Below are 25161 nucleotides of genomic sequence, written 5' to 3'. Positions count from 1 at the left end.
GAAGAATCGGTCACTACGCAACCTGACTAAAATCAATACGTTCCAGGTTTGCTGTATCGACCACTTGCCTGGCTTTCCACAAGTCAAAGCTTTCCTGAAGTGTCATCCAGCTTTCAGCAGAACCACCCAGTACTTCGGACAGTCGAATGGCCATTTCCGGTGAAACACCTGCTTTTTCATTCAGCAAACGATTGAAAGTACTTCTGGCCACGCCCAGTTGGTCGGCAATTCTGTTAGCGGTCATTGAGGTGAATGGCTCAATGTAGGTGCGGTAGATCAATGCTCCTGGGTGAGGTGGGTCAAATTGTTGTGTAGCCATCAGTGGTAATCCTCGTAGTTCACGATGTAGGCATCTCCGTCTTTAAATTCAAACACAATGCGCCAGTTACCTGATACGTTAACGGCCCAAAGGCCTTCACGGTCGCCCTTCAACGGATGGAGGCGGTAGCCCGGTTTATCCATGTCATCAATGGTTTTTGCTGCATTCAAAAAAGCCAGACGATCACTGATTCGGGTGGCATGGGAAGGTCTTATACCTGATTTGGAACCTTTGGTGTAGAACTTCTCAAGCCCTTTGTGTTTAAAGCTTTTGATCATTATTGTAACGTAGCTATAAATTCCCTGTTGCGCAATTAGTAATCATTTTATTATGGTTAAATGCCGCAGATTCCAGGTTAGTTAGATCTGCAACCACTAGTTCGTTCGTTTCTGCCAATATTTGATAATGATTGTAGATAGAATCAGGTCATGCAGGTTGCAAGCTGCATAGACCGTTGCCTTGGTAGATTCATAACTCGCATCAGCAGCTTGATATGAGATCAGCGCAATTCCGCACACAGTCTGTGCTGAATCTCTGAAATAGAAGATAGAATCGGCGATGACTGGACCCCTGAGCAAGTTGTGAAGCGACTCGAAAAAATTGAATTAGCGATCATGTGTCCTATAGTTACCACTCCTCTTTGGAATATGATCTATGGCGTAGTGACCTCATCCTTGATGAGACCGCTACAACGGTAATGATCAGAATACGATCTCACAGGTCAGTGTGTTTTGCAGATCCGGCAGATAAAACACGCGCAGCGGTGAGGTGGTTGTCACAGGGAAATGACATTCCGGAATCAGCCTGTCAGCTTTGCGATCAGGCATTCAGAGCATCAATTTTCAAATGACGTTAGCAGAGAAAGTCTGTTTTCGTGTCCATTGATCACTTCGGTGATCCACCTATGTCGTATGAGCTTCTGGCTTCGCCAGAGTCTCGTGCGTCCCTCACGGCAACTACTCCTGCGTTGCCCTGGCTCCGGCATCCGTGCCGTCGTGCATGGCGGAATTTCTCTGTCATGCGGGGAAGTTCTGTCTTGCATCTTGTTTTCAGGAAAGTGAGAGAGAGCTTCTTATGAATCATTCTTGTGTCGTTAATGATAGTGGCAGTGCCAACGATCTGGTGGCTCGTTTTGCGGAACGCTATGGCTTCCGTGAAGATGAGTTGCTGAATACCTTGGCGCAAACTGCGTTTCGGCAGAAGAACGGCAGCGTTCCCACTCGGGAGCAAATGTTGTCTTTGCTGGCAGTGGCAGACAGCTATGGCTTGAACCCATTTATACGGCAGGTGTGGGCTTTATCCGACAGAAAAGGCGGAGTATTGCCTGTGATATCCGTCGATGGTTGGGTTTGCATCATGAACTCGTATCCAGAAAGTGATGGGATTGAATTCGGTTATCCCGATGAACTTATCCAGTTCGATGAGGATATGAAGCCCTGTCATCCCTGGATTGAGTGCACGGTTCACCGTAAAGATCGGGAACATGCGATTCGGGTACGTGAGTATCTTGATGAGCTGTACCGGCCTGCGGTGATAAAGAATGGCAAGAAATTTCCTGGCCCCTGGCAGACTTGTCCTAAGCGAATGCTTCGCCATAAGTCTCAGATTCAGGCCATTCGGATTTCCTATGGTCTCAGCGGATTATTTGAACCGGATGAAGCAGAACGGTTGCTGGAAACCCAGATGGGTGAAGCAGTGCCTGATCTGCGAGAGCCTGAGTCAAAGCTGGCAGAAACAGCGGGCAAGAAAGTGAAGGAAAAAACTGGGCTTGTGTCGTCAGAACCGGATGTTCTGGATGATACTCTGGCTGAGATAGCAGGGGAATTATTACCGGCGAAAGCTATTACTGGTGATGAAGTGCCTGAGCCCAATGGTCTTGAACCACAGGTTGTGTCGTTTATTGAGCAGATTGTGGAACGAGCCAGGGGAACAGGAGCCTTTACCGCCGCTCAGGGTTTTGCCCAGGAGCGGTTTAAGGAAGATGGTAATGCTCTGAATTACTGCCTGTTCCGGCTGGATGTGGCGCAGGCAGAATCAGCAAAACAAGCTGTTTAAGGTGATTTGTGATGAAGCAGGTCAATCTTGAGCAACGATCAAAGGAATGGTTCGACTGGAGAAGCTGCGGTATCACAGCCAGTGATGCTGCTGTGATTCTCGGGCAATCGCCTTATAAATCTCGTTGGCAGCTTTGGTGTGAAAAGAAAGGGGCAGAGAAATCAGGGATTCTGAAGGAATCGGATTTATCTGCAAACCCTCATGTTCAACGCGGTATTGAGGATGAAGACGACGCAAGGATTCGGATGGAAGAAGCGTTGGGCGATGCGCCTCTCTTGCCCGTTTGTGGGGAGTGGGAACAGAACCCAAGGCTGCGTGCCAGTTTTGATGGTATGACCAGGGACGGTATTCCGGTAGAACTGAAAGCGCCAAGTGAAAAAGTCTATCAGGATGTGAAGACTTTGAAGGGGCAGTCGGAAGGCTATCGACGTGCATTTGCACAAGTGCAGTTTCAGATGTTGGTTGCAGACTCTAATCGCGCCTGGCTCTGTTTTTATCGAAAGGGTAGGCCGATTCTTCCAGCCTGTATCAGCAGGGACGATCACCTGATTCAGCAGTTGCGGACGGAGGCAGAAGCTTTCTGGCAACTTGTGGAAGATGGTGATGAGCCGGAGAAAGATCCGAATCTGGATGTTTATGTGCCAGAAGGTCCGACGGAGCATGCGCATTGGCTCAAGCTGGCAATGGTCTATCGCCGTCGTCAGTATCGTCTCGATGAGTTGAAAGGGATGCTGGAAACCGGGAAGTCTCAACAGAAGCGGCTGCAACAGGAGTTGCAAAAGTTGATGGGAGCATTCCGGGTAGCTGAGTCTGATGGTTTACGTATCTGCTGCAGTGAATGCAGTGGTTCCATAGATTATCAGAAAGCGCTGGAAGCATTGTGCAAACAACACCAGCTGGCGTTGCCCGATCTTGATGCTTTTCGCCGCAAGGCGAGAGAACAGGTAAGGGTAACCTTGTTGGAAAAGAGAGTGGACGACAGAGAGTCAGAAATTGAAGTGTCTGAGAATGATCGGTTGATCTTAAGCCCGACCGTCAGTCACCAGAACTTCTATTTCTGAATCCAATTTTCATTAACCCGGTTGGGGCAGTTGTTTTCCCCATCCGGGGGAGATTTCTGCCCTTTTTTTGTTTTATGAGAGTGCAGGATATTAACAATGGAAAATGATGCTCAGTCTGAGCCAGTGGGCTTGCAACCGGCATTTTATGAGCTGAATGAAACCTTCGATCTGGATTCCAATCAACTGATCCTGCTCGAAGGTTATAAGGAATGCGGGCATCCGGCAGTACCGGCCGTTCAGCCTTATGTATTTGACAGAGACCGGCTGCGGAAGCTGCTGGCGTTTCTGGATAATCCGGAGGGTGATGGCTTGTATTTGTGCGGTCCGACAGGGTGTGGGAAAACCAGTCTGGTTTCCCAGGCTGCTGCAAGGTTGCACTGGCCAGTGCAGATGGTGCCTGTTCATGGAAGGTTAGAGCTGGATGATTTGCTGGGGCAGAAAGTGTTGGATAAGGGATCAACTCCCTTCCAATATGGCGCTCTCAGCATTGCGGTAAAAGACGGTCATATTCTGATCCTGGATGAGATGGATGTTGCCGACCCGGCAGAACTCGCTGGTTTGTATGATCTGCTGGATGGTGCGCCTCTTGTATTGGCGCAAAACGGCGGAGAAATTATTCCGGTGCATCCACGATTCCGGTTTGTTGCCACCGGTAACAGTGCTGGAGCAGGGGATGGCAGTGGTCTGTATCAGGGCATATTAAGACAATCATTAGCCTGGTTGGATCGGTTTCGTGTGATTTCGGTGGATTCTCCTGACGAATTCACAGAGCTGATGATTCTTAACCAGGTGGTGCCCGAGCTGCCCGTTGTCGTCAGAGAAAAGATGGTGAAACTCGCTAACGAGGTGCGTCGTCTGTTCACGGGTGACTCTGATGGAAGGGCTGGAGAAGGCGAATCGCAACTCAGTGTCACTTTGTCCACTCGTGGACTGGTGCGCTGGGCAAGATTATCACTCCGGTTTCAGGGTGCACCCAGAGTATTTGAGTATGCGCTGGAACAAGCCCTGACTGCCAGAGTGGAACCTGCGGAGCGACAGGCGATTCATCGGATTGGGCATGATGTATTCGGAGACTTATGGTCTTCAGGAGTGGACTCATGACAGATCACGCTGTTGTAGACAAAGTTCTGGATCAAATGTCTGTGATTGCCTTGGACTGCTCCATCTGGTCGGGTGCCCGTCGTCTGAAACCAGAGGATTTGGTGCTGGGAAAAGGTGGTCAGTTGCCGTCTGATGAAGTGGTATCGCTGGGAAGCAAAAAACTGTGTAAACGGGAAGTGCTCAAGCCATTTCATCGTCTGAGAGATCAGGCCTGTCGACTCTGTGGCAGAGAAGGTGTGCGGTTTCTGGGTGGTTATGCCGTGCCCGATCATTATGTTTCAGGTTTAAGCCTGAAACTGGATCAGGTTCAGCAGGACTTTAACCAGGAAAAGCAGGTATTTCTGACGGGCTATGACCAGCATATTCAGGAATGGGTGAGTGCCCATCCTGATTTTGCCGAAGCCATAAGAAGTGCCGTGCCGGATGCTCAGCATGTAGGTCAACGTTTTCATTTTGGTTACACGACCTACAAAGTAGTGGCATCGCCCCAGCCGGAGAACCTGAATCAACAGGTAAACCAGTTGGGTGGCACACTGCGAGAAGAAATCAGCCGGGATGCTCAGGCTCTGTTTGAGCAGACCTTCAAAGGGAAAAACAAAGTCACCCGTAAAGCTCTGAATCCGATTCTTCGGCTCAGAGATAAACTGCACGGTCTGTCGTTTGTTGATCCCGGAATTTCGCCCATAGTGCAACGGCTGGATGCCGGGTTATCGCAATTGCCTAACAACGGAGCATTGGAGGGTGAGGTGCTGACTCAGCTGATGGAGCGGGTTTTACTGCTGTGTTCTGTGCAGCAAATGGAGCGCTGTGCGGAAGGGTTGACGGCTCTTGAACCTGTGAAGGTGCAGGAACAGGAAATGCCTCAAGCCCAGTCGCCGACATCAAATGAGATAGAGATTCAGGAAGAACCTCTCAAAGAGCAACGGGTTGTGATATCGGAGGAAACGGTGCCTACAGCCACTTTCTACTTTTGAACCGGCTGGCGTAAGCCAGCCATCCCAAGCGGGACATAGTGCCCGCCTGGGCAGGAGCTATGTCCTTTTTTTTATGTATACGAGGTATTTGGATATGGCTCCTGTTTTACAAAAAGCACTCCCAATTGTTGGCAGTGCATTGGGCAGAAAAATGGGTGTTCGGGTTGAAGTCTCTGGTCGTAAAGCGTGTACCGATGGCGACTGCATCTGGATTCCAGCCTTTGACCCGCATCAGCGTGAACAGGAAACCCTTTGTTGGGGATTCTTGAGTCATGAGGCCGCCCATGTGCGTTACACGGATTTTGATCTGGACTATGAAGGCTCTGCTCTTCGGCACAGGCTGACTAACCTGCTTGAGGACATTCGGATCGAAAAAGCAATCAGTCAGGAATACCCCGGCGCTGGCTTTTCGCTCGCAGAAGTCATCCGGCAGTTAGTGGCTGAAGGTCGTGTAGGTGCGCCAATAAAGAGTGATCCGCCTGTGAAGGTATTAAACGACTCTTTATTGTCGATTCTGCGCTACGAGGTGCTGGGACAGATGGCTTTGGAGCAGGAAGCAGCGAAAGCCCGTGAAGTGATGAGAGACTGTTTTTCCAGACAGTTACTGGATTTGCTTGATGAGTATTTGGCTAAGGTGCCTGACCTGAAAAGCACGAAGGAAGCTTTGAGTCTGGCTGACCAGATCATCGCGTTATTTCAGAATCTCAGCCATGAAAATTCTGAAAGCGAAGATTCAGGTGAGGCAAGTGCGGAAAAAACAGAAAATTCGTCAGTAGATCAGGAAACCTATTCTCAGCATTCTGATACACAGGATCAGGAGGATAAATCAGATTCTGTGTCAGATGATGATCTGGAATCCGATTCTGAGGAAGGAAAAGAAATAAAAACTGAGAATTTGTCAGGAAACGATGATCAATCTGTTTCAGCAAACGGAGAAGCTTCAGACAAGGCTGAAGACCCGTTTCTGAAACAAATCCTGGAGTCGTCCGATGTTGACTGGCCTGAAGACCTCTACGAATCCGTGGCAGGACAGCTTGAATGCTGGAGTTATAAGCAATCACCCAGATTGTCAGCAATAACTACGACACCTGGAATTGATGAAGTGTTCATAAATGATCAAAACAGAGAGGCCGCAAAGGATTTGCTCTGGAAGGTAAAGTCAGAATCCGCTCGTCTAGCTGCACAGCTAGCCGGACTGGTTCAGGCGCAAACCTTAACCAGAGATCGCATTGGCAAGCGAGGTATGAGAATCAATGGTAAACGGCTGCACAGGATAGCTTTGGACGATGGTCGTCTTTTCAAACGACGTTCAGAATCCATAGAAACCAATGCGACTGTTCATATTTCTCTCGATATCTCAGCGTCCATGGGCCCACGGATGGAACTGGCAAGAGAAGCGGTTCTGGCTCTGATAATGGCATTAAAGCCGATTAAAGGAGTCACTGTGACCGCTTCTGCCTATCCTGGCACTCTGTCTGACCGGGTATACCCAATAGTTTCAGGCAAGGAGTCCGATCTACGAATTGCAGGAACACTCTCTGTTCTGGACAGCCATGACTCAACCCCCATGGCCACAGGGTTGTGGTATGCAGTGCATCAGATTTGTCAGTCAAATGCCGAAAGGCGCTTGATTCTGATGATTACCGATGGAGCACCGGATATTGATCACTATGATGCTGTGGTTGATTTGGTGAAACGCTGTGGGTACTCGGGGATAGATATTTTGGGGCTGGGGATCAGTATTCAGTTGTCGGAGGAGCTGTTTCCAAGAAATCTGATGATTGAACAGTTGGGGCAGCTAAAATCCTCTCTCTTCGCATCGGCCAGGGACTGGTTGGTTCGATAGGTTGTGGATCGGGCTGATGGAGATTGATAAAACCGGGCAGGGAGTGCCCTTTGAAAATGTTTTCCTGCTTGCCAGTAAGGTTAAAGCTAGTGAAGTCGATTGGCTGAGTTTTGCTTTCATAGGAAAAAGAATCCGCCATTCACAGAAGAGCTGGCATTGCTTTTAGGCAGAAAATCCTTAAGCTCACTGACCGCAGCTGGGGAGTCTCAATGGCCTACCGCCTGCGAAAAAGCTTGCTGAATATACTCAGGGCTGCATAGGTTATTTCAGAATAAACGAATACTATCGCCTTTTACCGCAACTGGATCAGTGGATACGTCGGAGCATCCGTTGCTGTTCTATCGAGCAGTGGTCTAAACCGAAAACCCGTTGTAGAAATCTGATCAAGCTAGGCTTTGTTTATATCAAAGTTGCTTTGATCGAAGCCACTAGCAAAGGGTATTACCGGTTGAGCAAAACTTTTGCGGTGCAACAGGCATTGAATGACACTTTTCTCGCAAACCTTGGGCTTGTTTCTCTGAAAGACTTATGGATCAGGTTTCAAGAACCTCGGTGACTCGCATAGTGCGAACCCCAACGCTACAAGGGCTTGTGACCTACTGATAACGGATTTAGGCGGCTTCTAGATAAATGAGAACTTTTCAGAATGAACTTTTTAATTTAATGGTTGTCATAGATTCATTAACCAAAAAACATTAAGGGAGTTTTGGGAATGCTCAGAAGTTCAGAGTGACTTTTACTGTATTCGATTACTTAAATTTCCTATGGGAAAGGAACTCTTGTGGTGATGTTTTCTGAGAATGATGTTGCTTTTCAAACTAGTATTTTAATTTTTAATAATCGGAACGAAAAATGTCTATTTATCAATGGATTAAAGGGCTTGGTCATGTGAAGGGGAAGGTTCGATCAATTGGTATAGATCTTGGGACTACGAATAGTTGTATTGCTACTGCTGAATATTCCCCTGAAAATGAAAATATTAAAGTCACACAGGCGGATATAGCACAGGAAACAGAACAAGGCATACATACATCAACTTTGGTGCCATCAGCTGTTGCAGTGACTGATAATGGTCAAATAATGATTGGTGAAGGTGCTAAGCGCTATGCAGCCTTTGGCCCTGGAAAAGGGAAACTCAAAAACAGAGATTTTTTCCTAGAAACAAAAAATGAAATTGGCACCAGCCAATTGTACCCATCCGCCAAAGAAGGATTCCAATCTCCGACGGATATTGCCAGTCATATTCTACAGTACCTTATCTCCAAAACATCAATTAATGGGCATACGGTAATTACCGTGCCGGCATCTTTTGGAGAGTCTCAGCGTCGAGCAACCAAGGCAGCTGCACAAATAGCAGGCATCGAAGTAAGTGATGAACAGCTATTGGACGAACCAATAGCTGCATTTATTGACTATCTTCATTCTCATCAAATAAAACTGATAAACGATACTCCACAAAATTTAATGGTGATAGATTTTGGAGGAGGCACATGTGATGTTGCTTTATTCAGAGTGCTTTTAAAATCTGTCTCAAAACTAGAAGTTGCTCCATTATCTGTTAGCCGTTATCACAGATTAGGTGGTGGGGATATAGATAGAGCAATTGTGTATAAAATTCTCATTCCTCAATTACTTAAGCAAAATAACATGTCAGAGCAGAGTATTGGTTATTTAGATAAAAAGAAGATGCTAGAGCCAGTATTGCTTAGTATTGCAGAGAAATTAAAGAAGGGAGTAGTTAGAGAAGTTGAACGGTTAGAGAAATTTGATAAGCTAAATGACGCCTCGGATAATGATATTTTTAAGTCAGAACCAGGAACTATTAAGCTACGGCTTGGCCCTTTAAATAATTTAAAGACAAAAGAATTGTCTTTCTTTAAACCAACGCTAAGCTATGGAGACCTGAAAAAAGTGCTTTTTGACTTTTTAGATACAAGTGCCTTGATAACAACAAATAATGAGTATTATCATACTCAATCGATTTTCTCTCCTATTCGAAGTGCTCTTGAACAAGCTTATCTCAATCAAGAGGAAATTGATTTTGTTTTGAGTGTTGGTGGCTCATCAGTTTTGCCTGGGTTAAATGATAAATATAAATCATTCTTTAGGAATGCAGATTTAATTTGTTATCAAAATGCAGATGAAAGTAAGCTCGCTATTTCTCGTGGCGCTGCCTTGCAATCTTTATCTCAGAATGTGAATGGTTGTGGTCTAGTTACAAATGCTTGCTATAGAAATATTTATCTTGCAACAACTACGGAGCCTCTTCAACTAATTCAAACAGGGGCTAATCTTCCAACGAAACAGTGGAGTAGTGTTAACATATCTGCACCAAAGACAGAAAAAGTTGAAAAAGCTCGAGTAAGTGTGGAACTACTTGATGAATTCTCGGAAGTATTATGTCGGCAAGTTGGTGAAATTCCACCACCAGTCATGAAAGGTGAATATTTGAAACTAGAGTATTATATGGATTCCAATCATTTGCTGCACATGCAGATTGTAAGGGAAGAAAGTGGTGGTGTTATAGAACTAATTCCTGAGAGTCCATGGTCTCATGTAGAGAATCCTAATGTCGATTTGGAACAGGCTGAACAACTCGAGCAGGAAATATCATCTAAGCAGTTTTCTGGGATACATGAACAAGAAGCTCGTGAAAATCTTGCTAAAAAATTGATTAAAATTGGACAAATAGAAAAAGCTATAGATCAATATTCCATTCTGATTAGGAAAGCGGATAGTTACAAAACAGGTAAATGGCATAATGCATTGGCCAGTCTTTATGATGAAGTTCATGCTATTCAAAAAGCAGAACAGCACTACATTGCAGCTATAAATAGTCCTGATTTTGAAGATGCAGGAAAATTTAATATGGCTTTATTTTATCGGCGCCATAAACGATATAAAGAAGCAATATCTATATTGAATGAAGCAACAGAGTATGACCCAGAGCCACCTTTTATGGTGCTCAAGGGCATGATATTCAGAGGGTTAGGAGAAAAAGCTAAAGCGCAATCTTGCCTAAGTGAAGCCAAAGAGTCTTGGTTAATGGAATTGGTTGATGATAAGTGGACACTTTATTGGATGAAGTTGGCCGCTAAAGAACTCAACGATGAGACTTTGCACAAAGAACTGAAAAAAATACAGCCTAATCTGAAAAAAGATAATAATGAGCACGCGAGTGATGACGCTCAGCGTCCTATCGCCAGGAAATAAGGAGAACTACATATGGATTGGCTAGTACCTCGCCAAGAACTAACTGAGAATCAAATGAATGCGGTTGATGCAAGTTGCGATTGTCATTTGCTTTTTATTGGTCCACCGGGTTCAGGTAAAACCCAAATACTTTTGCACAGAGCAAACGATCTTGCTCATATAAACAATGTTTCAAAAGAAAAGTTTTGTATTTTTATATTCACAAAGGTATTGTCAAAATATATAAGATCGGCCGCTTCGATCCTAGGTATACCGTTAGATTCCATTACAACTTTTGATAGTTGGGTATATCATTTTTATAAGAAAAGTGTTAGTTCAACGGTTCCAAGAAAAAATAAAAAAACAGATTATGACGGGATTCGGAAAGGAGTACTAGATTATCTAAATCAGAATAAGGATGCGCCGGTTTTTGATTTTGTCATGGTTGATGAAGGGCAGGACTTGGACGAGACTGCATATAAAATACTTCTATTAATTAGCGAACATATTACTGTATGTGCAGATTATCGTCAGCAGATATATCCATATGGAGCTGTTGAAGGGGAGATAGCATGTTACCTCGGCCTTGATACAGCAAAAATTAATTTGCTAGATGCATTGCGCTGCTCACCTTATTTAGTACCTCTTGCTAGCTCTTTTATAATTGATGAAAAAGAAAGAAGTTTGTTTTATGAACAAACTAGAGCCAAATCTCAAACTAGAGAGACGCCTGTTCTTCGCATTCATGATAATGTTGATAATGAGAAAAAAGATGTTGCAGACGTTGTAAGAACACGTTTGAGGAAAAATGAAAGTGTTGCAATTCTTTTGCCAAAACGAGCGCAGATTAGCTCGATGTATAATTCTTTGACTGCGGCAGGAATCGAAGCAGAAACTCAAACGAAACTGGGGCCAGATTTAGACTTTACCACTGATAATCCTAAACTACTTACATACCATAGCGCTAAAGGTCTTACTTTTGATTGCGTCATTCTTCCTAGGTTGGTGAATTCTGTTTTTAAACATGAGTCTGAAGAGGAGAGAAAGCGATTGATCTTCGTAGGTATTACGAGAGCAACTCAGTGGGTTTTTATGAGCACAGTAGATGGGCAAATACTTACAGAGATTGAACCATTAATGTTTATGCCTGAGAATGGTTTAACTGTTCAAATTGGCGCTCCTGATGAAACAGAGAATAGTGGGCATGTTGGTCTTGATGATCTAATTTAATTATTTATTGATTTGAAGCCCCCTGTGTCTTTCAGGGCTGGGGGAGTAAAGGGTTTTGTCGGTTGATTCATGCTTCTTATCTCCTGTGTTGTTTGCAGGAGAATGACTGGCAGTCAGGTTGTGATTTATGAAGATGTTCTCAAATGAGCGGTTACCCGGCAGTTTACTTCAACTGAAGTTGAAAATAATGATATCGCCCGACTCCGACAGGTGCAAGGGCGTATTGTTGGTGTGCTGGTCAGTGAGATGGCTGCGGAAGTAGATGGCAGTGTGACTGAAATCCTGGGCCGTTTTTCTGCCGAGAAAGATCAATTTATTCCGGAATTAACCCAGAATCTGAACGCTCAGGTCGAGCAGCTGAGTCAGGATCTTCAGGACAGCGAGCAGAAAATGGGCGAGTATAACCAAGTTCTGGAGTTGGTTTCTGAGGATCTTGAAAAGCTGGCAGTATGAAGAGCGTTTTTTTCCATTTGCTTTTTGTCCCGTAGCTATATTGTTGAACAAGCAGACTCAAGGTAGGAGAATATGAGCACTTAGCGTGGAGAAGCGTACCGGTTTGGCTCCGAACAAAAGAACTATAAATGTGGGTATTCAATTTCAGTAGTCAAACCCGTAGAAGTTTTCGATATATGGCACAGTGATTGGCATTAATCGAACCCAAGCCCAGAACAAAAGCCATCCCAACTCCGGCTCCGGCCACCAATCATAAAGGTCATTGTTTATTCAATGGCCTTTTTTTATGCCTGTTTTAAAGTGTTAGCCAATGCGAACCTGCCTGCCGAGCAAAAATTATCACTCTTCCATCACTCTATCTCCGGGCAGCCAGTCCCTATCTGTGACCTGATCGTAAGTCCATGGACACTCGTCCGGAAAGCTTTTCTTGTTCAGCCGTTTGCTTTCTATTTTTATGTAACCGTTTAATTCTTTAATGGCTTCTTTTTTAGCCTTTGGGTAAACCTCGGCCAATACTTCTTCTGTTCTTGGGATCAGGCTCGGGTTTTTATCTATATGGTGTTCAATTTCTACTCTGTTAATGCTGGACAGCCATATATGAATGACTTTGTCTTCCACCCATGGATCTTTTAAAATCCGTTTCTGGTAATCGTAATTGAGTAGATGTATGAGCAATATTTTCAAATGAGAGCCTAATTCATTAGCCATATCGCCCATGCGTAGCCCCATCGCCTCCAACAAATTTTCGATGTCGAGTTTGTGAAATTGTCGCTGGGTCAGCAGTTCACGCTGTTGGCTCAGCCATTGGGTGTAATCGGTTTTGTATAGGTTTTCCATAAAATACCTCCATTGCCCTTCCACTGTAGGCAGATAACAGAATGGAAACAAAATCAATTACCACTTGCATGGGTTCATCGCCCCTTAACTGACTTGCCTGAACCTTGTGTAATTTGTTGTCGGGTTTTTTCCCCGAATGCTTTTCTTTCCGCCACTGTTCAGCCTGTTTTCTAAAGGCTTCCCAGACAGGGTGACCCAGTCGCCCAAAAAGACGGCTGCCTTCTATCTCGTAACATTTGTCGGCAAAGGCAGGGTCGATGGTGTAATAACCCTGTTCCCCCGGCAGCCCAACATTAAACCGCCACAGTTTCTGTTCCAGCATTTTCTGAATCATGGGGGATAACAGGATATTAAGCGCATGGTTATCGGGAGTTTTTGGAAAGGTTGCTCCAGAGCTTTGACTCAGGTGCAGGGTAGGGCAGCCCGGTCAGTAATGTGTCGAACCGGGGGGGCAAAACGGCATTATCCATGGCTGAGGAGTTTCAACAGGGCAGAAACAGGGTAGTCTTTCATTCCTGATCATCCACCGCTTTGCTGATTTTATTTTTTTGCTTTTCCAGTTGTTTAACGCTGGTTTCCGGTGTGGGCAGGTTTTCAGGCATGGTGCCACCCAGCTCATCAATGGTTTGGCGTACTTTGGCGCCGACCTGATGATGGGTCTGGTTGGCCTGGGTTTTGCCCTGCACCTGATCACGGCGCAACTTTTCTTCGGTCTGGGTAGCCCGGAACAGGTTGGCGGCCAGTTCGGTCGAACCCATAAAATCGAGAATTTTGTGGCTTTTTTTCAGCCCTTTGCGCTGGTGGATATCTTTGGCATCCAGCCCGCCATAAAGACCCCGGTAACCGTGGTTCTGGAAAATGGCAAAATCCATATTGCTGGTGACTCCCGCATCGGCGGCAGCGTCCACCAACTGTTTATTATGCTCTTTCATCTCTTCCCGTAGCAGCAGACGTTTTTCATCTTCCTTTAGCTGCTTGAAAGCCTGATCATCGGCCAGCTCCTGACGGCGGGTTTGCAGGGCAAAGTAGGTCTGACCATTGGCGATCACTGGCTTGGTCGGGTCACCGTTCTGAACCACCAGATAACAGGCGTAGCGGGACAGGCGCACGTCGGGCAGTTTGCGTTTGGCGCCGGAGCCGATCGGGACCATTTCGTGGACCTCCACGAAATGGTCTGAAATAGCCTGATCGCTGTTAGTGCAGCTAATAAAACAACCCGATATGAATACAGTTCAAGTCGTCTATTGTCATGATTGTTATAGACTTCACCCACATGAAAGCTCGTGCCGTCCAGATTTAATGCCTTGTAAGGAAGTTTCGGATAATTGACGACCTTGACGGCCAGATTGCGATACAAGTCGTTAACACCAGCGTCGTGCAGACTATCGAGAGTCTGACCAAGTACCTTATCGTTCATGTGTTCGGCTTGTATAACTTCGCTGATAAGGCGGTCAATCGGCTTATCATCAAAAAACTCAGGGTACATGTACAGTGTCTCTTCCTTAAGCCCAAGTCACCATTTCTTTGACGGCAGGTTTTAGGTAAATATCAACCGGGGTGGTGAAAAGCGGTTACTCATCTTGAGATTTTTTGGAAGCTTCTGGGGATCTGGTTGGGCTACTCTGGGTTAGGTTCCTTGCCCCAAATACGTAAGTTGATTTCTGAAAGCAGCTCTTCACGTCCTTGCAGGTTGCAGATATCTTTCGCTGTAGTGCCTGTCTCGTCATATGAAATATTTTCTTGTAACACGCTGTCGAGGTTAATATAGGGTCATCTGAAACACGAATGCTTTGGCAAGGCTGAGCTTTCTCCGGAATGTAAATTTGGGGCTGGAAGTACACAAGATTGGATAAAACTCCATCTTCAGTATCAGTTTCTGCAAAAGCTGAGTGATTGATACAACTGCAAATCAAGACAGAATAAAAAGTGATATTTTTTATTCTGTCTTTTTGGTGACTTGACTTAGCTTTCATCATGCTAATGCTCTCTGTTTTGATAAAAGCGCGCTTTATTAATCGTGCTTTTTTATTCAGGAAAATGTTACTGCTGTCACAGGTCTATGTATCAGCGTTACATTAACTGAGAAAACCTATTGCAAACCATAATAACCTCAATTGCCTAATTTTTTATATCCGAAATGGTGGCGATTTTTATACAAACAATAAGTAGTTGGAATCACTACACAGAGAACAGCCAAGCTACCGACAAGTATACCCATCAAGTGATCGTTATCATCTTCGTCGTGACATTGTGGACAATTACCAGTGGTATCAATACAGTTGTCCGGGTGCAAAGAGGTGCAGTTTTTTTGGTGGAGCGAATGATCCCGAAAACCAAAGAAAGCCTTACACTCGCAGGTATCCGGAGAATCAGGTGGATTATAACCTGCCGGACAACTAATAACTGAGCAGTAACCCCATGGGCAATCAATATCACCTTTTTTTCTACGAAAAGCACCATAATCACATATCTGCTGTGTTTTTTGGTTGATACAGGTTCCACTACCAGAACCTTCAATACAAACATCCGAATCAGTGACCAAACACTGGAAGCATTTCAACTTGCATGAACCATCGTTAATTCTCTTTACTGATCTTGCCATGTTGCAGTGCCCTGACGCATTCACACACAACAATTTCTCGTTCCGAAAAATAGCTTCACCGTCACTCAAGTTTAGGTTGTCATCGTTTTGTAAAGCGCATTGCTCATTCTGGCATCCACTAAGCAGCCAGTCATTTGCCCTATGCTGTTTGCGTTCATCATTACCTGTATATGGAGAATAACTTTGTACCGATATTGGTATATCTGAAACATAATCTTCTTTGTCAATTCTTGGCCAACGATTGTTTGGCCTACCGGCAGAACTCAAGAGAACTGTCGTTAACTTTCCAGCCTCTGAACCTGTTATTACTTCTTCAGAGACAAATCGTATGCCTCCATAATCCTCACCTCTGTTTGACAGTACATGAATTTCATCACCTGAATCTTCATGAATTTTCAGCCTTTTCAGACAGCTAATACTGGTAAATAGCTCAACATGAGAGGTACGGGCTCCCAGGCAAATAACATGAGTGGCGTTATCCTGAACTATCTGAAAGCTGACAGAAGAATCAGCTGGCGTTTTAAATACTTTATATTTGTTATTGTTTGCCGTAGCTTCTGAAGCCAGGGGCAGTAGTAATAGTAATACCCAAGTATGGATTTGCAGCAATGCGCCAAGTAGAACATTAAAATTTCGCATAGATAAAACTTCCAGAAATTGAATGTTGCTCATAACACAAGCCCCAGCCCTTTCACTGTATTCACAATTTCATCCTGCCGGGGAGCGGAAAGTTTACCTCGAATAAAGGTTGCTCTGGGTTTATGCAGAAGATAAGCAAGAACATTCAGTCGACACTCGTCTTATTCCAGACAGGTTCTAAATTGCTTAATGAGTAGATCAGCGGGTTCCATCATCTTGAGGTATTTTGAGTTTAAAAACTTCAAGATAGTGGATCTCGCTGACTTACTCCTGATATTTGTCGTATACAATGAGCAAACCTCTTTCCCTGGATGAGGGAATGCCGATTAATACTACTGAGAATAGAGCGGTGGTGCTGATTGTTGAGGCTGATGAATAATAGGGGCCTGATCTGCGCGTAAGCCACCATAATCTTCTATCCAGTTTGTCGCTGCACGATAAGCAGATAGAGGCCAAAAGATGAACGGGCAGCAGCAAATCCCAATAACTCCATAACATGCAGAATCGAAGCTGCAGTAACCACAGTGTTTCTGGCTCAGAATACCAGCCCAGTAAACCTCGGCAGGCATACCTACGGCACGGGCTTTATGGTAGGTAGAAAGATAAAATATTGCTGTGGCTACTGCACCAACAGCAGCAGCGATTCCTAAAGCAATATATATTATTTGTGGATCAAATTCGTCATCTGAATCATCATATGGATCATACGGGTCATCTTTTAGATCTCTTCTGAATCTTGCAATTGGCAGTTCGCTGACAAAGAAGCATTGGTTGCCCGTACCTCTCAGGCCAACCAGCTGGTTTTTGAGGTCGAAGACTGGTGAACCCTGTGGTATTGAGAACTCTGAGGAAATAATAAATGTCGACTTACTTCGAGTTTCATCAAGAGCAAGAGTGACTGGCTGCTGAACCAGCTGCTGTTTTTCATTAACATTGTACGTAAATGCTTGCTCTGGAAGTAATAAATCATCATTAAAGACAGGATAACTCCCCGGCCTGAAGGTCTCACTATCAAGGCTGATATTCAGTAGCATATTGCTTTCAAGGGGCTTATCAGAGTGTTCAGCGATGTATCCTACAGACTCACCTGATAATGTTAAAGTTTCAATCAATCCATCATTTGAGTGTTCCCTTGCTTTTTGGACGCATATTGGCGAAGTAGCCATTAAATCTTTCGAAACCAGCACCCCACGACAAGGGGGAGAATCTGTTTCAGGAAAAAATTCTACAAGTGCTTCCGCAACAGGAAGGGAGTTAGTATTTACAGCCGCACCCCATGAAAGCGACGTAAATAGAAGACTGAAGCCAATTATTTTGTGTGGATCGATGATCATCATTAAAACCTTGACTAGATGATGGGTGTGAAAGGTGTGATGGGCGTGATGCGTGTTGAAGGCGTGAGTATAGGGCCGAAAAACAGTCTCTTCCAATTCTTTTCCAGTAGTTTTACTGGTAGAGCAAAACTTTTTCAGTGTAATAGGCTCTAAACGACACTTGTCATACAAGCCTTGGGCTTGTTTATCTGAAAGACTTATTGATCAGGTTTCACCAGCCTCTTTGAACCGCACGCTGCAGACCCGCATGACGGTCTAGTGTGGGGGCTGGAGCTTAGACACCACCTGCTATCCGAGCTATACAGCCTGTCTCAGTTTGTTACCAGCCCATCAATGTGCTGATACCCTTGTCGCCTATAACGATACTTACAAAAGTAAACTGATACCCCGACAATGGCAGCGACTATTCCAACAAATACAACACCTCCAGCCACAGATAAAGGAATAATAAGTTTTTCATTGCCAGGAGAAAAAGGAGAAGGTTTATTCATACAACCTAGTGGGAAATCATAAAGAGCCGGTTGATCTGGTAGATTCCAGCCTGCTTCACAACCATCACATTTAATTGCCCCGCAAGTCTTGGATTTTGTGACTGGGCAATCAGACGACATGATAATATCACAACTCTCCATATCATTGGTGCATTTGCCCTGACCAATCCCATTTACACAAACATCCCATAAAACACCTTTGCATTTAAACGAATCAGGAAGGTGACAGCTTCCATCTTTTACGGGCTCAATGCAAGATTCAACATAAAATTGCCTAAAAATATTGTCGCGTACAGGATAACCTATTGAACTTAAACTCCACCCAACTCCACAGCTTGGGCAGTTTAAATTACCATTGCTATTATCTTGATTTGAAATTCGGCATATTTCATTCGATCTTGGATTTGTGCAATTACCGATAGCTTCACCATTTTTACAAGCCAGAAAGTTGATATTATCACAGACAAAATATTTCACATCACAACTTCCGTCGCGAATAAAATCAAAAGGTTGACAATTCTTTATTTGATCAGAAGAACAGCCGAAAGGGCATCCATAGTAGGGGGTACCACAGCTATCATCGTAGATTGTAGCTGTTACATTTTTTTTCGAATTGTATAAAAATGCCTCGCCTTGGCCAGAACTACAGTAAAGCCAGTCTATTTCCCAATCGTGAAAATCATAATAAAGTTTTATATCATTCTCATTCTTAAACGTTTTCGGTAAAACACATGTACCATCATTTACTAGTGAAAAGCAACCTTTAGGAGTTTGGCACACATATGGACTCCACCCATGAGAGGTAATACTTGTTACACATGAATTATCATTGCAATTGATAGAAAGGAAATGATCCTCAGTCTCACTATTTTTACCAGAATATGATATTTTACCAGAATATGACACATAACAGGACGAGTCATTGGCTATCATTCCAGAACAATTTGATGCTTCGGTTTCATAGTTATAAGAACAGTTATACCACTCTAGAATATTTTTTTGAATGGCAGATTCAAAATTTATATCTACATTCAGTCCAGGGAAGCCAGCTGGATAACATGAACACTTTTGATTAGGAACAAAAACAGCTACTTCTGAATCACCAAAACCCCAATACGGAAACATAAGAAATAAAGCATGAACAAGCTTCATAGCGTTACCTCAACCTGATTCTAACTCCAAACAAAGTTCCAGACGGAGTATAGCCACATAACGAGTCTGCAAAAAAACACCGACCACCTTAAAGGCCGCTACCTTCAGAAGACTCACTTTAATATTCATTTAATCCTGTTACAGCCATTCAGTTATATCAGAGCGGCAGAGTTGGATTAAACATTTGTAATACTCTCTGTCAGAGGACATGAACTACAAACCCTGATAATTTGCCCTGTGGCGGCGTTTGTACATCAGGTAGCCCACTGTAGCAACTGTACCAACCAAAGCAAGCGTTGCAACTCCTCCAACTGTCCATTCTACGATGGAGTTAACAGGTTTTTTGCCAGAATGCTTTGGATCAGGCTTTGGATCAGGTTTATCTTTACAATCAGGCATACAGCCTTTAGGTGTGCAAATCACAAATTTTCGGGCGGGCAACGGCGGCGAATTAGTCCACGAATACTGGGCTGAACAAGATTTGCATTTAATCTGATCATACGCTCCCATATAACCCAAACTCCCGGCACCAGGAACAAAAGTTAACTGAGAGTTGAATGTACAATGCTCTTTTGACTCAGGGTTAACGCATGCCCCACTTGCATGAATATCTATACCCTCTTCTGGTGATATATCTTGATGACAATTGTCTATTGCCCTTTTTCCGCAATTAAAATAGTAAGTAGCGTTAGCCTTTGGACATCTGGGGTCATTGTCTTTTGCAAAGGCATTTAATAAGTAGGATGACCTGATGCAAGTATCGCCTACCACTACACAGAACAGCTTGTTTCTTAGTTTAACCGGAGCCCCATCAGGGATACTGATATCCGATGGCAGCTTGATCATTGTTTGCACTCGGGAATTTTGCTGGCTATCAAAGCTAAAAGTAACATTCATCTCTTCATCGCTATCACGCATGTAATAAGCCGATAACTCAATTCCATTTGTAGCATTAACGGTACTCATTACAGACGGTTGATAGGGTAGGTTATCAGCATAAAGATCTATAGACAGCAGACCTGCTTTAGCCGACCGATTATGTGAAGTTTGAACATGGCCAAGCTTCACGCCAGCGGGACTCAGTACATTTATCTCAACCGCTTGCTTGAATAGCGCGAGTATTTCCTTAGCACAGGATGGCGATGTAAGAATTTGCTTTTTTGAAACTCGCACCCCAATACAAGGTTGAGCCTTTTCAGCAATATAAATCCGGGGTTGGAAGTAAACAAGATTAGCGAAAGCGTTGCCTTCAGTATCTTCCTCCGCATAAACAGATTGTTTGGAAAAACTAATAATGAATAGAAAGAAAAAAATAACGTTACCTATTTGTTCTTTTAACAGGCATTGTTTCGTTTTCATCAAAATACACTCCTGCCCCGACAAAAGCGCACTCTCTCAAGTACGCTTCACTGTCAGGTGGCTGTTTTAATTACCACTGCAAATTTGCTGACACTCTTTTTCTTTCTCTTGTACAGCTCGAAAACAAGCTTTGCAGGCTGGATAAGACATACCACTCTGGCAAATTTGAGAACAGCTGTTAAACATCTGCTGTTCCTCTGACAGGCATTGGCTGCAACTTTCCATGACTTTGAAGCTCATGGTGTTATTTTGCAATCGCAGCGCATTCGTCTTTTCTGTATTATTGTTCGAACGGCTTTGTGAGATACAACCTTTTATGCACATGGAAGGCTTACAGATGTCTGAGGGATAGGGTTCTTCGGTATCACCAAAAAAGTCTGCACTGCATGAAGGGCAGGTAATACTGTCAGTAAACGCTATTGATTCGGTTGAATAGCTTTCACTCGTGGTGAATTGGCAGTTTTCCTGTGACTGTGAGTTTATGCAGGTTCCTTTTCCGTCAACACTTCCCAGATCGTAACTGCAATGAGTGATCGTTCTGTTAACACACCCGGAATAAAAATAGAAATCAGGCAGTAAAGAACGACAATCTACCTTTATTCTGCTTAAGGTTTTTTTATCCATTACAGGTGCTCTGCAAGTTCCGTCAGCCGAGACGACACAGACAATTTTACCTTCGTGAACCATTGGAGAACCCGCTGGTAACGGATCACGACTATTCAAGGTGTAATAGTGATGGGTATCTGATCTTTGGTGATTAACTATCGACGGTACGGTCTGTATCGCAGCATCCACTGGTCGTAAATAAACCCCCTCTACAGCCGTCAGTATGTCAAGGGGTCTGTGACGTAATGCGGGATATGTCCGATGTATTTTCTGACCTTCGTTTTGAGCATCTATTCCCAGAAGACCTTTTTTGCTCTCAGTTCTGCCAAGTAACCTGACTTTGCCCTGAGGCCGCTTTTGTCTGTTCAAGACATCGACTGTTATGTCAGCATTATATTGCTTGCTAATCAACCGAACACATTCGGGGCTGGTTAACAAAATTTCTGCGCTTAGACGGACACCCAAGCAGAGCTGAAAGTCGTCGCCTATATAGATACCGGGAGAAAAAGTAACGATATGATCCTGAATGTTGTTGTCTGACAGTTCGGCAAAGCTTCGGGCAGATAAAATGAGCAATAACAAACAATAGAAAAATGTTTGGTAGTTGTGCAGTTTCATAATAAATAACCTCTGATGAATCAACACTTACGCCGCCTGCTTATTTACAGCGGGCAGCGGTGCCGTAGCGCAGGCTTTAGCAGGCCTGAGAGATAGGATAGAAACGACGATGGAGTATAGCCTGTAGCGCTGGGTCTGGACTGAAATAATCAGATCAACCTGAATTCAGATACTCTGAAGTCAGGCCTCAATGTATAAAACGAAAAAAGTGTGGCTTTCGAATAGAACAAAAGAACACTCTCTACTAGACTCCTATCGGTTTTTGATTATTGGCAACCCGCTGGTGGCATAGATGCTATTTCCAGAATACTTCACGCCAAAGCCCAGTATTGTGTTGCTTGTATTCCTGCTGAGTCAGTTACCGGCCCATGCGGACGACAACTGTCAACTTAAACATATTCAATGCGCAAACCCTTCTCTTAATAGCTGCAAAAGTGGTTTCGGGGCTGGTCGGTGCACAAATAGTGTCACTAACGAAACCTGCTCAATGGTCACTTTTCCCAAAGGTTTTTCCGGAAGCTACAGAGGCCAGCCAGTCACTTGCAACGAAGCTGATGGTTGTGAGGCGGTTAGCTGCCCTCAGGACTGTGTCAATGACTCGTCAATACCTTGCAGCTGTGTTGCAAAGTGGGGGCTTAACGGTGACATTCATTTTGAACCTGCTTTTTGTATTCCCGGCTCAACAGACGACAGTTGCAAACAACAGTTTTTTAAGTGCAACCAGGTCGATTTCAATTTTTGTTATCAGGGCTATGGCACTGGGTTATGTCAGCACATCGAGCACTCCAACCGAAACTGTACTGTGAATTATTACCCTGATCCTTTTAATAAAACGGTCAATGGGCATCATCTTAAATGTGATCACCAGAGTGGGTGTGAAAGCATCGCTTGCACCGATGGTTGTCAAGGCTCCTGGCAGCTCAATCATAAAACGGAAGTCGTTCCCGGTAATTGTGCAGCAAACCGGGGGAGAAGTTGTGAGCTCAGGTTTTTACATTGTGATAACGCTTTTTTTAAATTTTGTAGAGAGGGGTTTGGAAAAGGACACTGCGAAAACCCCGTGTCTGGAGAAAGCTGTACGACAAAAGTTTTGCCAAATCACCAGACCGAAAGCTGTTCTAACCCGGATGGCTGTGAAAAATTATCATGCCCGTCGTGTAAGGCTCATTGGATGCTCAACAATCATACATCGATTTTGCCCGAGGGCTGCGCCACTGGCTTAAACGACGGAAGTTGTCAGTTACGCTTCTTTAAATGCTCCCAGCTCAAGCTGGACTTTTGCCAGAATGGCTATGGTTTGGGCCGGTGTTACAACGATGCTCAGAAAACGGGCTGCACAGTTCACTTTGTACCCCATCAATCCAGCTTTGCTGGTTCGGGAGGTCGCACCCATTGCCAGCATGCTTCCGGTTGTGAATCGCTAAAATGTGATAATGACTGCCGTGGCCACGGCCACGAAGGCTGGCAGGAAACGACACCAGGCAACTGCCTGCCAACATCCGGTAAACCCTGCCAGCTGCAATACTTTTCCTGTGATGATGTGCAGTTTGACAGCTGCAAGGGAGGCTATGGCACAGGCACCTGCAGCAATTTCAAAACAGTAGAAACCTGCGATATTACTGTCTATCCAAGTGGTTGGAGGGAGTCACCCAATGATCCCGTGCTTTGCAGCAATAACCAGGGCTGTGAAGAGGTTCAGTGCCCCGAAGACTGTGGGGATGTTTGCGACTGTGCAGCCCAGTGGCAAGTTTATGGTAAAACCAATACTTATCCTCAGGGTTGCATTGATCACAACAGCAGCCAAAAAAAATCCAATGATCTTGCACTGGCTCTGGGCATCTCCGGTGGTGTCATTCTACTGGCTGTAGCAATAGTGACCCCGGTGGCCTGTTATTACCGATACTCAAAACGCATTACCTACCAAAGGATTTCCCCAGAAAACTGAAGGGGTTTCCATAACCACTGAGTTAATGCCTTTTATGAAAATCACGATTCACGTTCTTCATAAGCAGCACCCCCGGAAAGTCAGGTTCTTTTTCTTAGTGTTATTCTCAGCCTTTGTCTGCCTGACAAAAGCTGCCCCGAACGATGCACCGGAAATGGTCGCCAATGCCTTCCATGCCGGAAGCGTAAAAAAGGCCGTTTTCTCCTCCGATGGGCGATGGTTTGCCACAGCGTCGGCGGATCATTACGCAAAGTTTTACACTACCGGCCAACCCATAGAAAAAGTAGCTCAAAAGCTGGCAAACCTTCCTCATGATAACGGGGTGAATGGTGCATTTTTCAGTCCTGACAACAGCTTACTGGTGACCGTCTCCAACGACAATTCGGCAAAAATCTGGGTGGCTAACCATCCCTAAGCGAATTTCCCCACACTAATGTCAACCCTTAATCACAATGGCAACGTCCTTTATGCCAGCTTTTCACCATCAGGCAACTTGCTGCTGACAGTCAGCACCGAAGGGGCGGCTCTACTCTGGGATCTTAGCCAGGTCGAATCAGGCAAGGTGACGCAGCTGGCAGCAATGGAGCACAATGCTACCGTATTTCAGGCTGTCTTCAGCAGCAAAGCGGAACAAGTGTTGACTGTATCAGCAGACTGGACGGCCAGGCTTTGGGATATAACCCGGATAAAAGACAAAAACCCTGTATTATTAGCGACGCTGAAGCACTATGGCCCTGTCTATCAGGGGGCTTTCGATCCGGCTACGGATACTCTGGCTGCAACGGCATCCGACGATCATACCGCAAGACTCTGGGATTTCAGCGCAATCTCCAGCGGCGCAGCCAGACTGTTAACTACTATAAAGCATAATGGTTCAGTCACTGGCCTGACCTGGCAACCGGCCGGTTCAAAATTATTCACTTACTCGGATGACCATACTGCAAAATACTGGGACACCTCCGGGGCAGAAAAAAAGCATAGCGCCCAATTACTGGCCACCATTGAACATGCAGCACCGGTACGGGATGTCAGCTTTGACACTAAAGGTCACTGGGCAGTTTCCGCTTCAGAAGATTATACGGCTGGTGTCTGGGATATGACGGCTATCAGCCAAGGAAAGCCGTTGCTGGTGAACACCCTGCATCACCCAAATTCAGTGAATTCAGCTTGCTTCAATCCAGTTGCCTTAAAACCAGACATTTTTATGCCTCCGTTCATTCGTGGGCTGCTACATAATTCGTTCCTGCAGGTTCTTACCGCTTCCGATGACTTCACGGCAAAACTCTGGCAATTAAGTATCAGGCAGGTGAGACCCTCAGGTAAAAAAAGTTCTGTTGGAGAATGACA

23 protein-coding genes and 1 pseudogene are annotated in these 25161 nt (G+C 44.7%); 13 read left to right on the top strand and 11 right to left on the bottom strand.

Annotated features, from left to right (window positions below):
* Positions 1–13: 13 nt before the first annotated feature.
* Positions 14–319, bottom strand: a complete 306-nt coding sequence (locus KBW69_RS01045) for a HigA family addiction module antitoxin (protein WP_257253227.1) — start codon at positions 317–319, stop codon at positions 14–16.
* Complete coding sequence (locus KBW69_RS01040) at positions 319–597, bottom strand: type II toxin-antitoxin system RelE/ParE family toxin (protein WP_257253225.1); 279 nt, start codon at positions 595–597, stop codon at positions 319–321. Before KBW69_RS01040 ends, KBW69_RS01045 begins: the two co-directional genes overlap by 1 nt.
* Before the next feature lie 796 nt (positions 598–1393).
* Between KBW69_RS01040 and KBW69_RS01035 the strand changes: the two genes are divergently transcribed.
* The 9 genes from KBW69_RS01035 (at position 1394) to KBW69_RS01000 (ending at position 12231) form a co-directional block, all read left to right on the top strand.
* Positions 1394–2374, top strand: a complete 981-nt coding sequence (locus KBW69_RS01035) for a recombinase RecT (protein WP_257279595.1) — start codon at positions 1394–1396, stop codon at positions 2372–2374.
* An 11-nt stretch (positions 2375–2385) separates the two neighbouring features.
* Positions 2386–3435 (top strand): lambda-exonuclease family protein, encoded by a 1050-nt coding sequence (locus KBW69_RS01030; protein ID WP_257279594.1) that lies wholly within the window; start codon positions 2386–2388, stop codon positions 3433–3435.
* 96 nt (positions 3436–3531) lie between these two features.
* Positions 3532–4536, top strand: coding sequence for a CbbQ/NirQ/NorQ/GpvN family protein (locus tag KBW69_RS01025; protein ID WP_257279593.1), 1005 nt, complete (start codon positions 3532–3534; stop codon positions 4534–4536).
* A complete protein-coding gene (locus KBW69_RS01020) occupies positions 4533–5510 on the top strand; it encodes a DUF3150 domain-containing protein (protein WP_257279592.1) in 978 nt (325 codons plus the stop codon). Before KBW69_RS01025 ends, KBW69_RS01020 begins: the two co-directional genes overlap by 4 nt.
* 94 nt (positions 5511–5604) lie before the next feature.
* A complete protein-coding gene (locus tag KBW69_RS01015; protein WP_257279591.1) occupies positions 5605–7356 on the top strand; it encodes a hypothetical protein in 1752 nt (583 codons plus the stop codon).
* Between the two features lie 196 nt (positions 7357–7552).
* A complete protein-coding gene (locus tag KBW69_RS23575; protein WP_373690662.1) occupies positions 7553–7912 on the top strand; it encodes a group II intron maturase-specific domain-containing protein in 360 nt (119 codons plus the stop codon).
* A gap of 296 nt (positions 7913–8208) precedes the next feature.
* Entirely contained in the window at positions 8209–10569 is a 2361-nt protein-coding gene (locus tag KBW69_RS01010; RefSeq protein ID WP_257279590.1) for an Hsp70 family protein, read from the top strand.
* A gap of 12 nt (positions 10570–10581) precedes the next feature.
* Entirely contained in the window at positions 10582–11778 is a 1197-nt protein-coding gene (locus KBW69_RS01005) for a 3'-5' exonuclease (RefSeq protein ID WP_257279589.1), read from the top strand.
* Between the two features lie 246 nt (positions 11779–12024).
* Positions 12025–12231 carry a hypothetical protein gene (locus KBW69_RS01000; RefSeq protein WP_257279588.1) on the top strand — a complete coding sequence of 69 codons (207 nt, stop codon included), beginning with the start codon at positions 12025–12027 and terminating at the stop codon, positions 12229–12231.
* A 339-nt stretch (positions 12232–12570) separates the two neighbouring features.
* Here KBW69_RS01000 and KBW69_RS00995 read toward each other — a convergent pair whose 3' ends face one another.
* The 9 genes and pseudogenes from KBW69_RS00995 to KBW69_RS00955 all read right to left on the bottom strand — a co-directional run bounded on the left by KBW69_RS00995 (position 12571) and on the right by KBW69_RS00955 (position 21869).
* Positions 12571–13068: a DUF29 domain-containing protein gene (locus tag KBW69_RS00995; RefSeq protein WP_257279587.1), complete on the bottom strand. Its 498-nt coding sequence runs from the start codon at positions 13066–13068 to the stop codon at positions 12571–12573.
* Positions 13016–13390 (bottom strand): hypothetical protein, encoded by a 375-nt coding sequence (locus KBW69_RS00990; RefSeq protein WP_257279586.1) that lies wholly within the window; start codon positions 13388–13390, stop codon positions 13016–13018. The genes KBW69_RS00995 and KBW69_RS00990 overlap by 53 nt, the downstream gene beginning before the upstream one ends.
* A gap of 187 nt (positions 13391–13577) precedes the next feature.
* Entirely contained in the window at positions 13578–14219 is a 642-nt protein-coding gene (gene dinD, locus KBW69_RS00985; protein WP_257279585.1) for a DNA damage-inducible protein D, read from the bottom strand.
* A pseudogene (locus tag KBW69_RS00980) lies at positions 14114–14569 on the bottom strand (DUF4277 domain-containing protein); the annotation flags it as partial. The gene dinD and the pseudogene KBW69_RS00980, both read right to left, overlap by 106 nt.
* Before the next feature lie 609 nt (positions 14570–15178).
* Positions 15179–16342: a hypothetical protein gene (locus KBW69_RS00975; protein ID WP_257253743.1), complete on the bottom strand. Its 1164-nt coding sequence runs from the start codon at positions 16340–16342 to the stop codon at positions 15179–15181.
* Positions 16343–16641: 299 nt separating this feature from the next.
* A complete protein-coding gene (locus KBW69_RS00970; protein ID WP_257279584.1) occupies positions 16642–17646 on the bottom strand; it encodes a hypothetical protein in 1005 nt (334 codons plus the stop codon).
* Between the two features lie 308 nt (positions 17647–17954).
* A complete protein-coding gene (locus tag KBW69_RS00965; RefSeq protein ID WP_257279583.1) occupies positions 17955–19286 on the bottom strand; it encodes a hypothetical protein in 1332 nt (443 codons plus the stop codon).
* A gap of 213 nt (positions 19287–19499) precedes the next feature.
* Positions 19500–20645 carry a hypothetical protein gene (locus tag KBW69_RS00960; RefSeq protein WP_257279582.1) on the bottom strand — a complete coding sequence of 382 codons (1146 nt, stop codon included), beginning with the start codon at positions 20643–20645 and terminating at the stop codon, positions 19500–19502.
* 66 nt (positions 20646–20711) lie between these two features.
* On the bottom strand, positions 20712–21869 hold the full coding sequence (locus KBW69_RS00955) for a hypothetical protein (RefSeq protein WP_257279581.1): 1158 nt from the start codon (positions 21867–21869) through the stop codon (positions 20712–20714).
* A gap of 368 nt (positions 21870–22237) precedes the next feature.
* On the opposite strand from KBW69_RS00955, the gene KBW69_RS00950 reads away from it, so the two are divergent.
* The 4 genes from KBW69_RS00950 (at position 22238) to KBW69_RS00935 (ending at position 25159) form a co-directional block, all read left to right on the top strand.
* Entirely contained in the window at positions 22238–22675 is a 438-nt protein-coding gene (locus tag KBW69_RS00950; protein WP_257279580.1) for a hypothetical protein, read from the top strand.
* A gap of 365 nt (positions 22676–23040) precedes the next feature.
* Positions 23041–23814 carry a hypothetical protein gene (locus KBW69_RS00945; RefSeq protein ID WP_257279579.1) on the top strand — a complete coding sequence of 258 codons (774 nt, stop codon included), beginning with the start codon at positions 23041–23043 and terminating at the stop codon, positions 23812–23814.
* A 34-nt stretch (positions 23815–23848) separates the two neighbouring features.
* Positions 23849–24229 carry a WD40 repeat domain-containing protein gene (locus KBW69_RS00940; RefSeq protein ID WP_257279578.1) on the top strand — a complete coding sequence of 127 codons (381 nt, stop codon included), beginning with the start codon at positions 23849–23851 and terminating at the stop codon, positions 24227–24229.
* An 18-nt stretch (positions 24230–24247) separates the two neighbouring features.
* Positions 24248–25159, top strand: a complete 912-nt coding sequence (locus KBW69_RS00935) for a hypothetical protein (RefSeq protein ID WP_257279577.1) — start codon at positions 24248–24250, stop codon at positions 25157–25159.
* Positions 25160–25161 lie beyond the last annotated feature (2 nt).

The organism is Endozoicomonas sp. ISHI1 (genome assembly GCF_024606225.1).
In the GTDB taxonomy this organism is placed as follows: domain Bacteria; phylum Pseudomonadota; class Gammaproteobacteria; order Pseudomonadales; family Endozoicomonadaceae; genus Endozoicomonas_A.
Note: the sequence above shows the minus strand (reverse complement) of the source record. Positions and strands in the feature narration are given on the sequence as shown.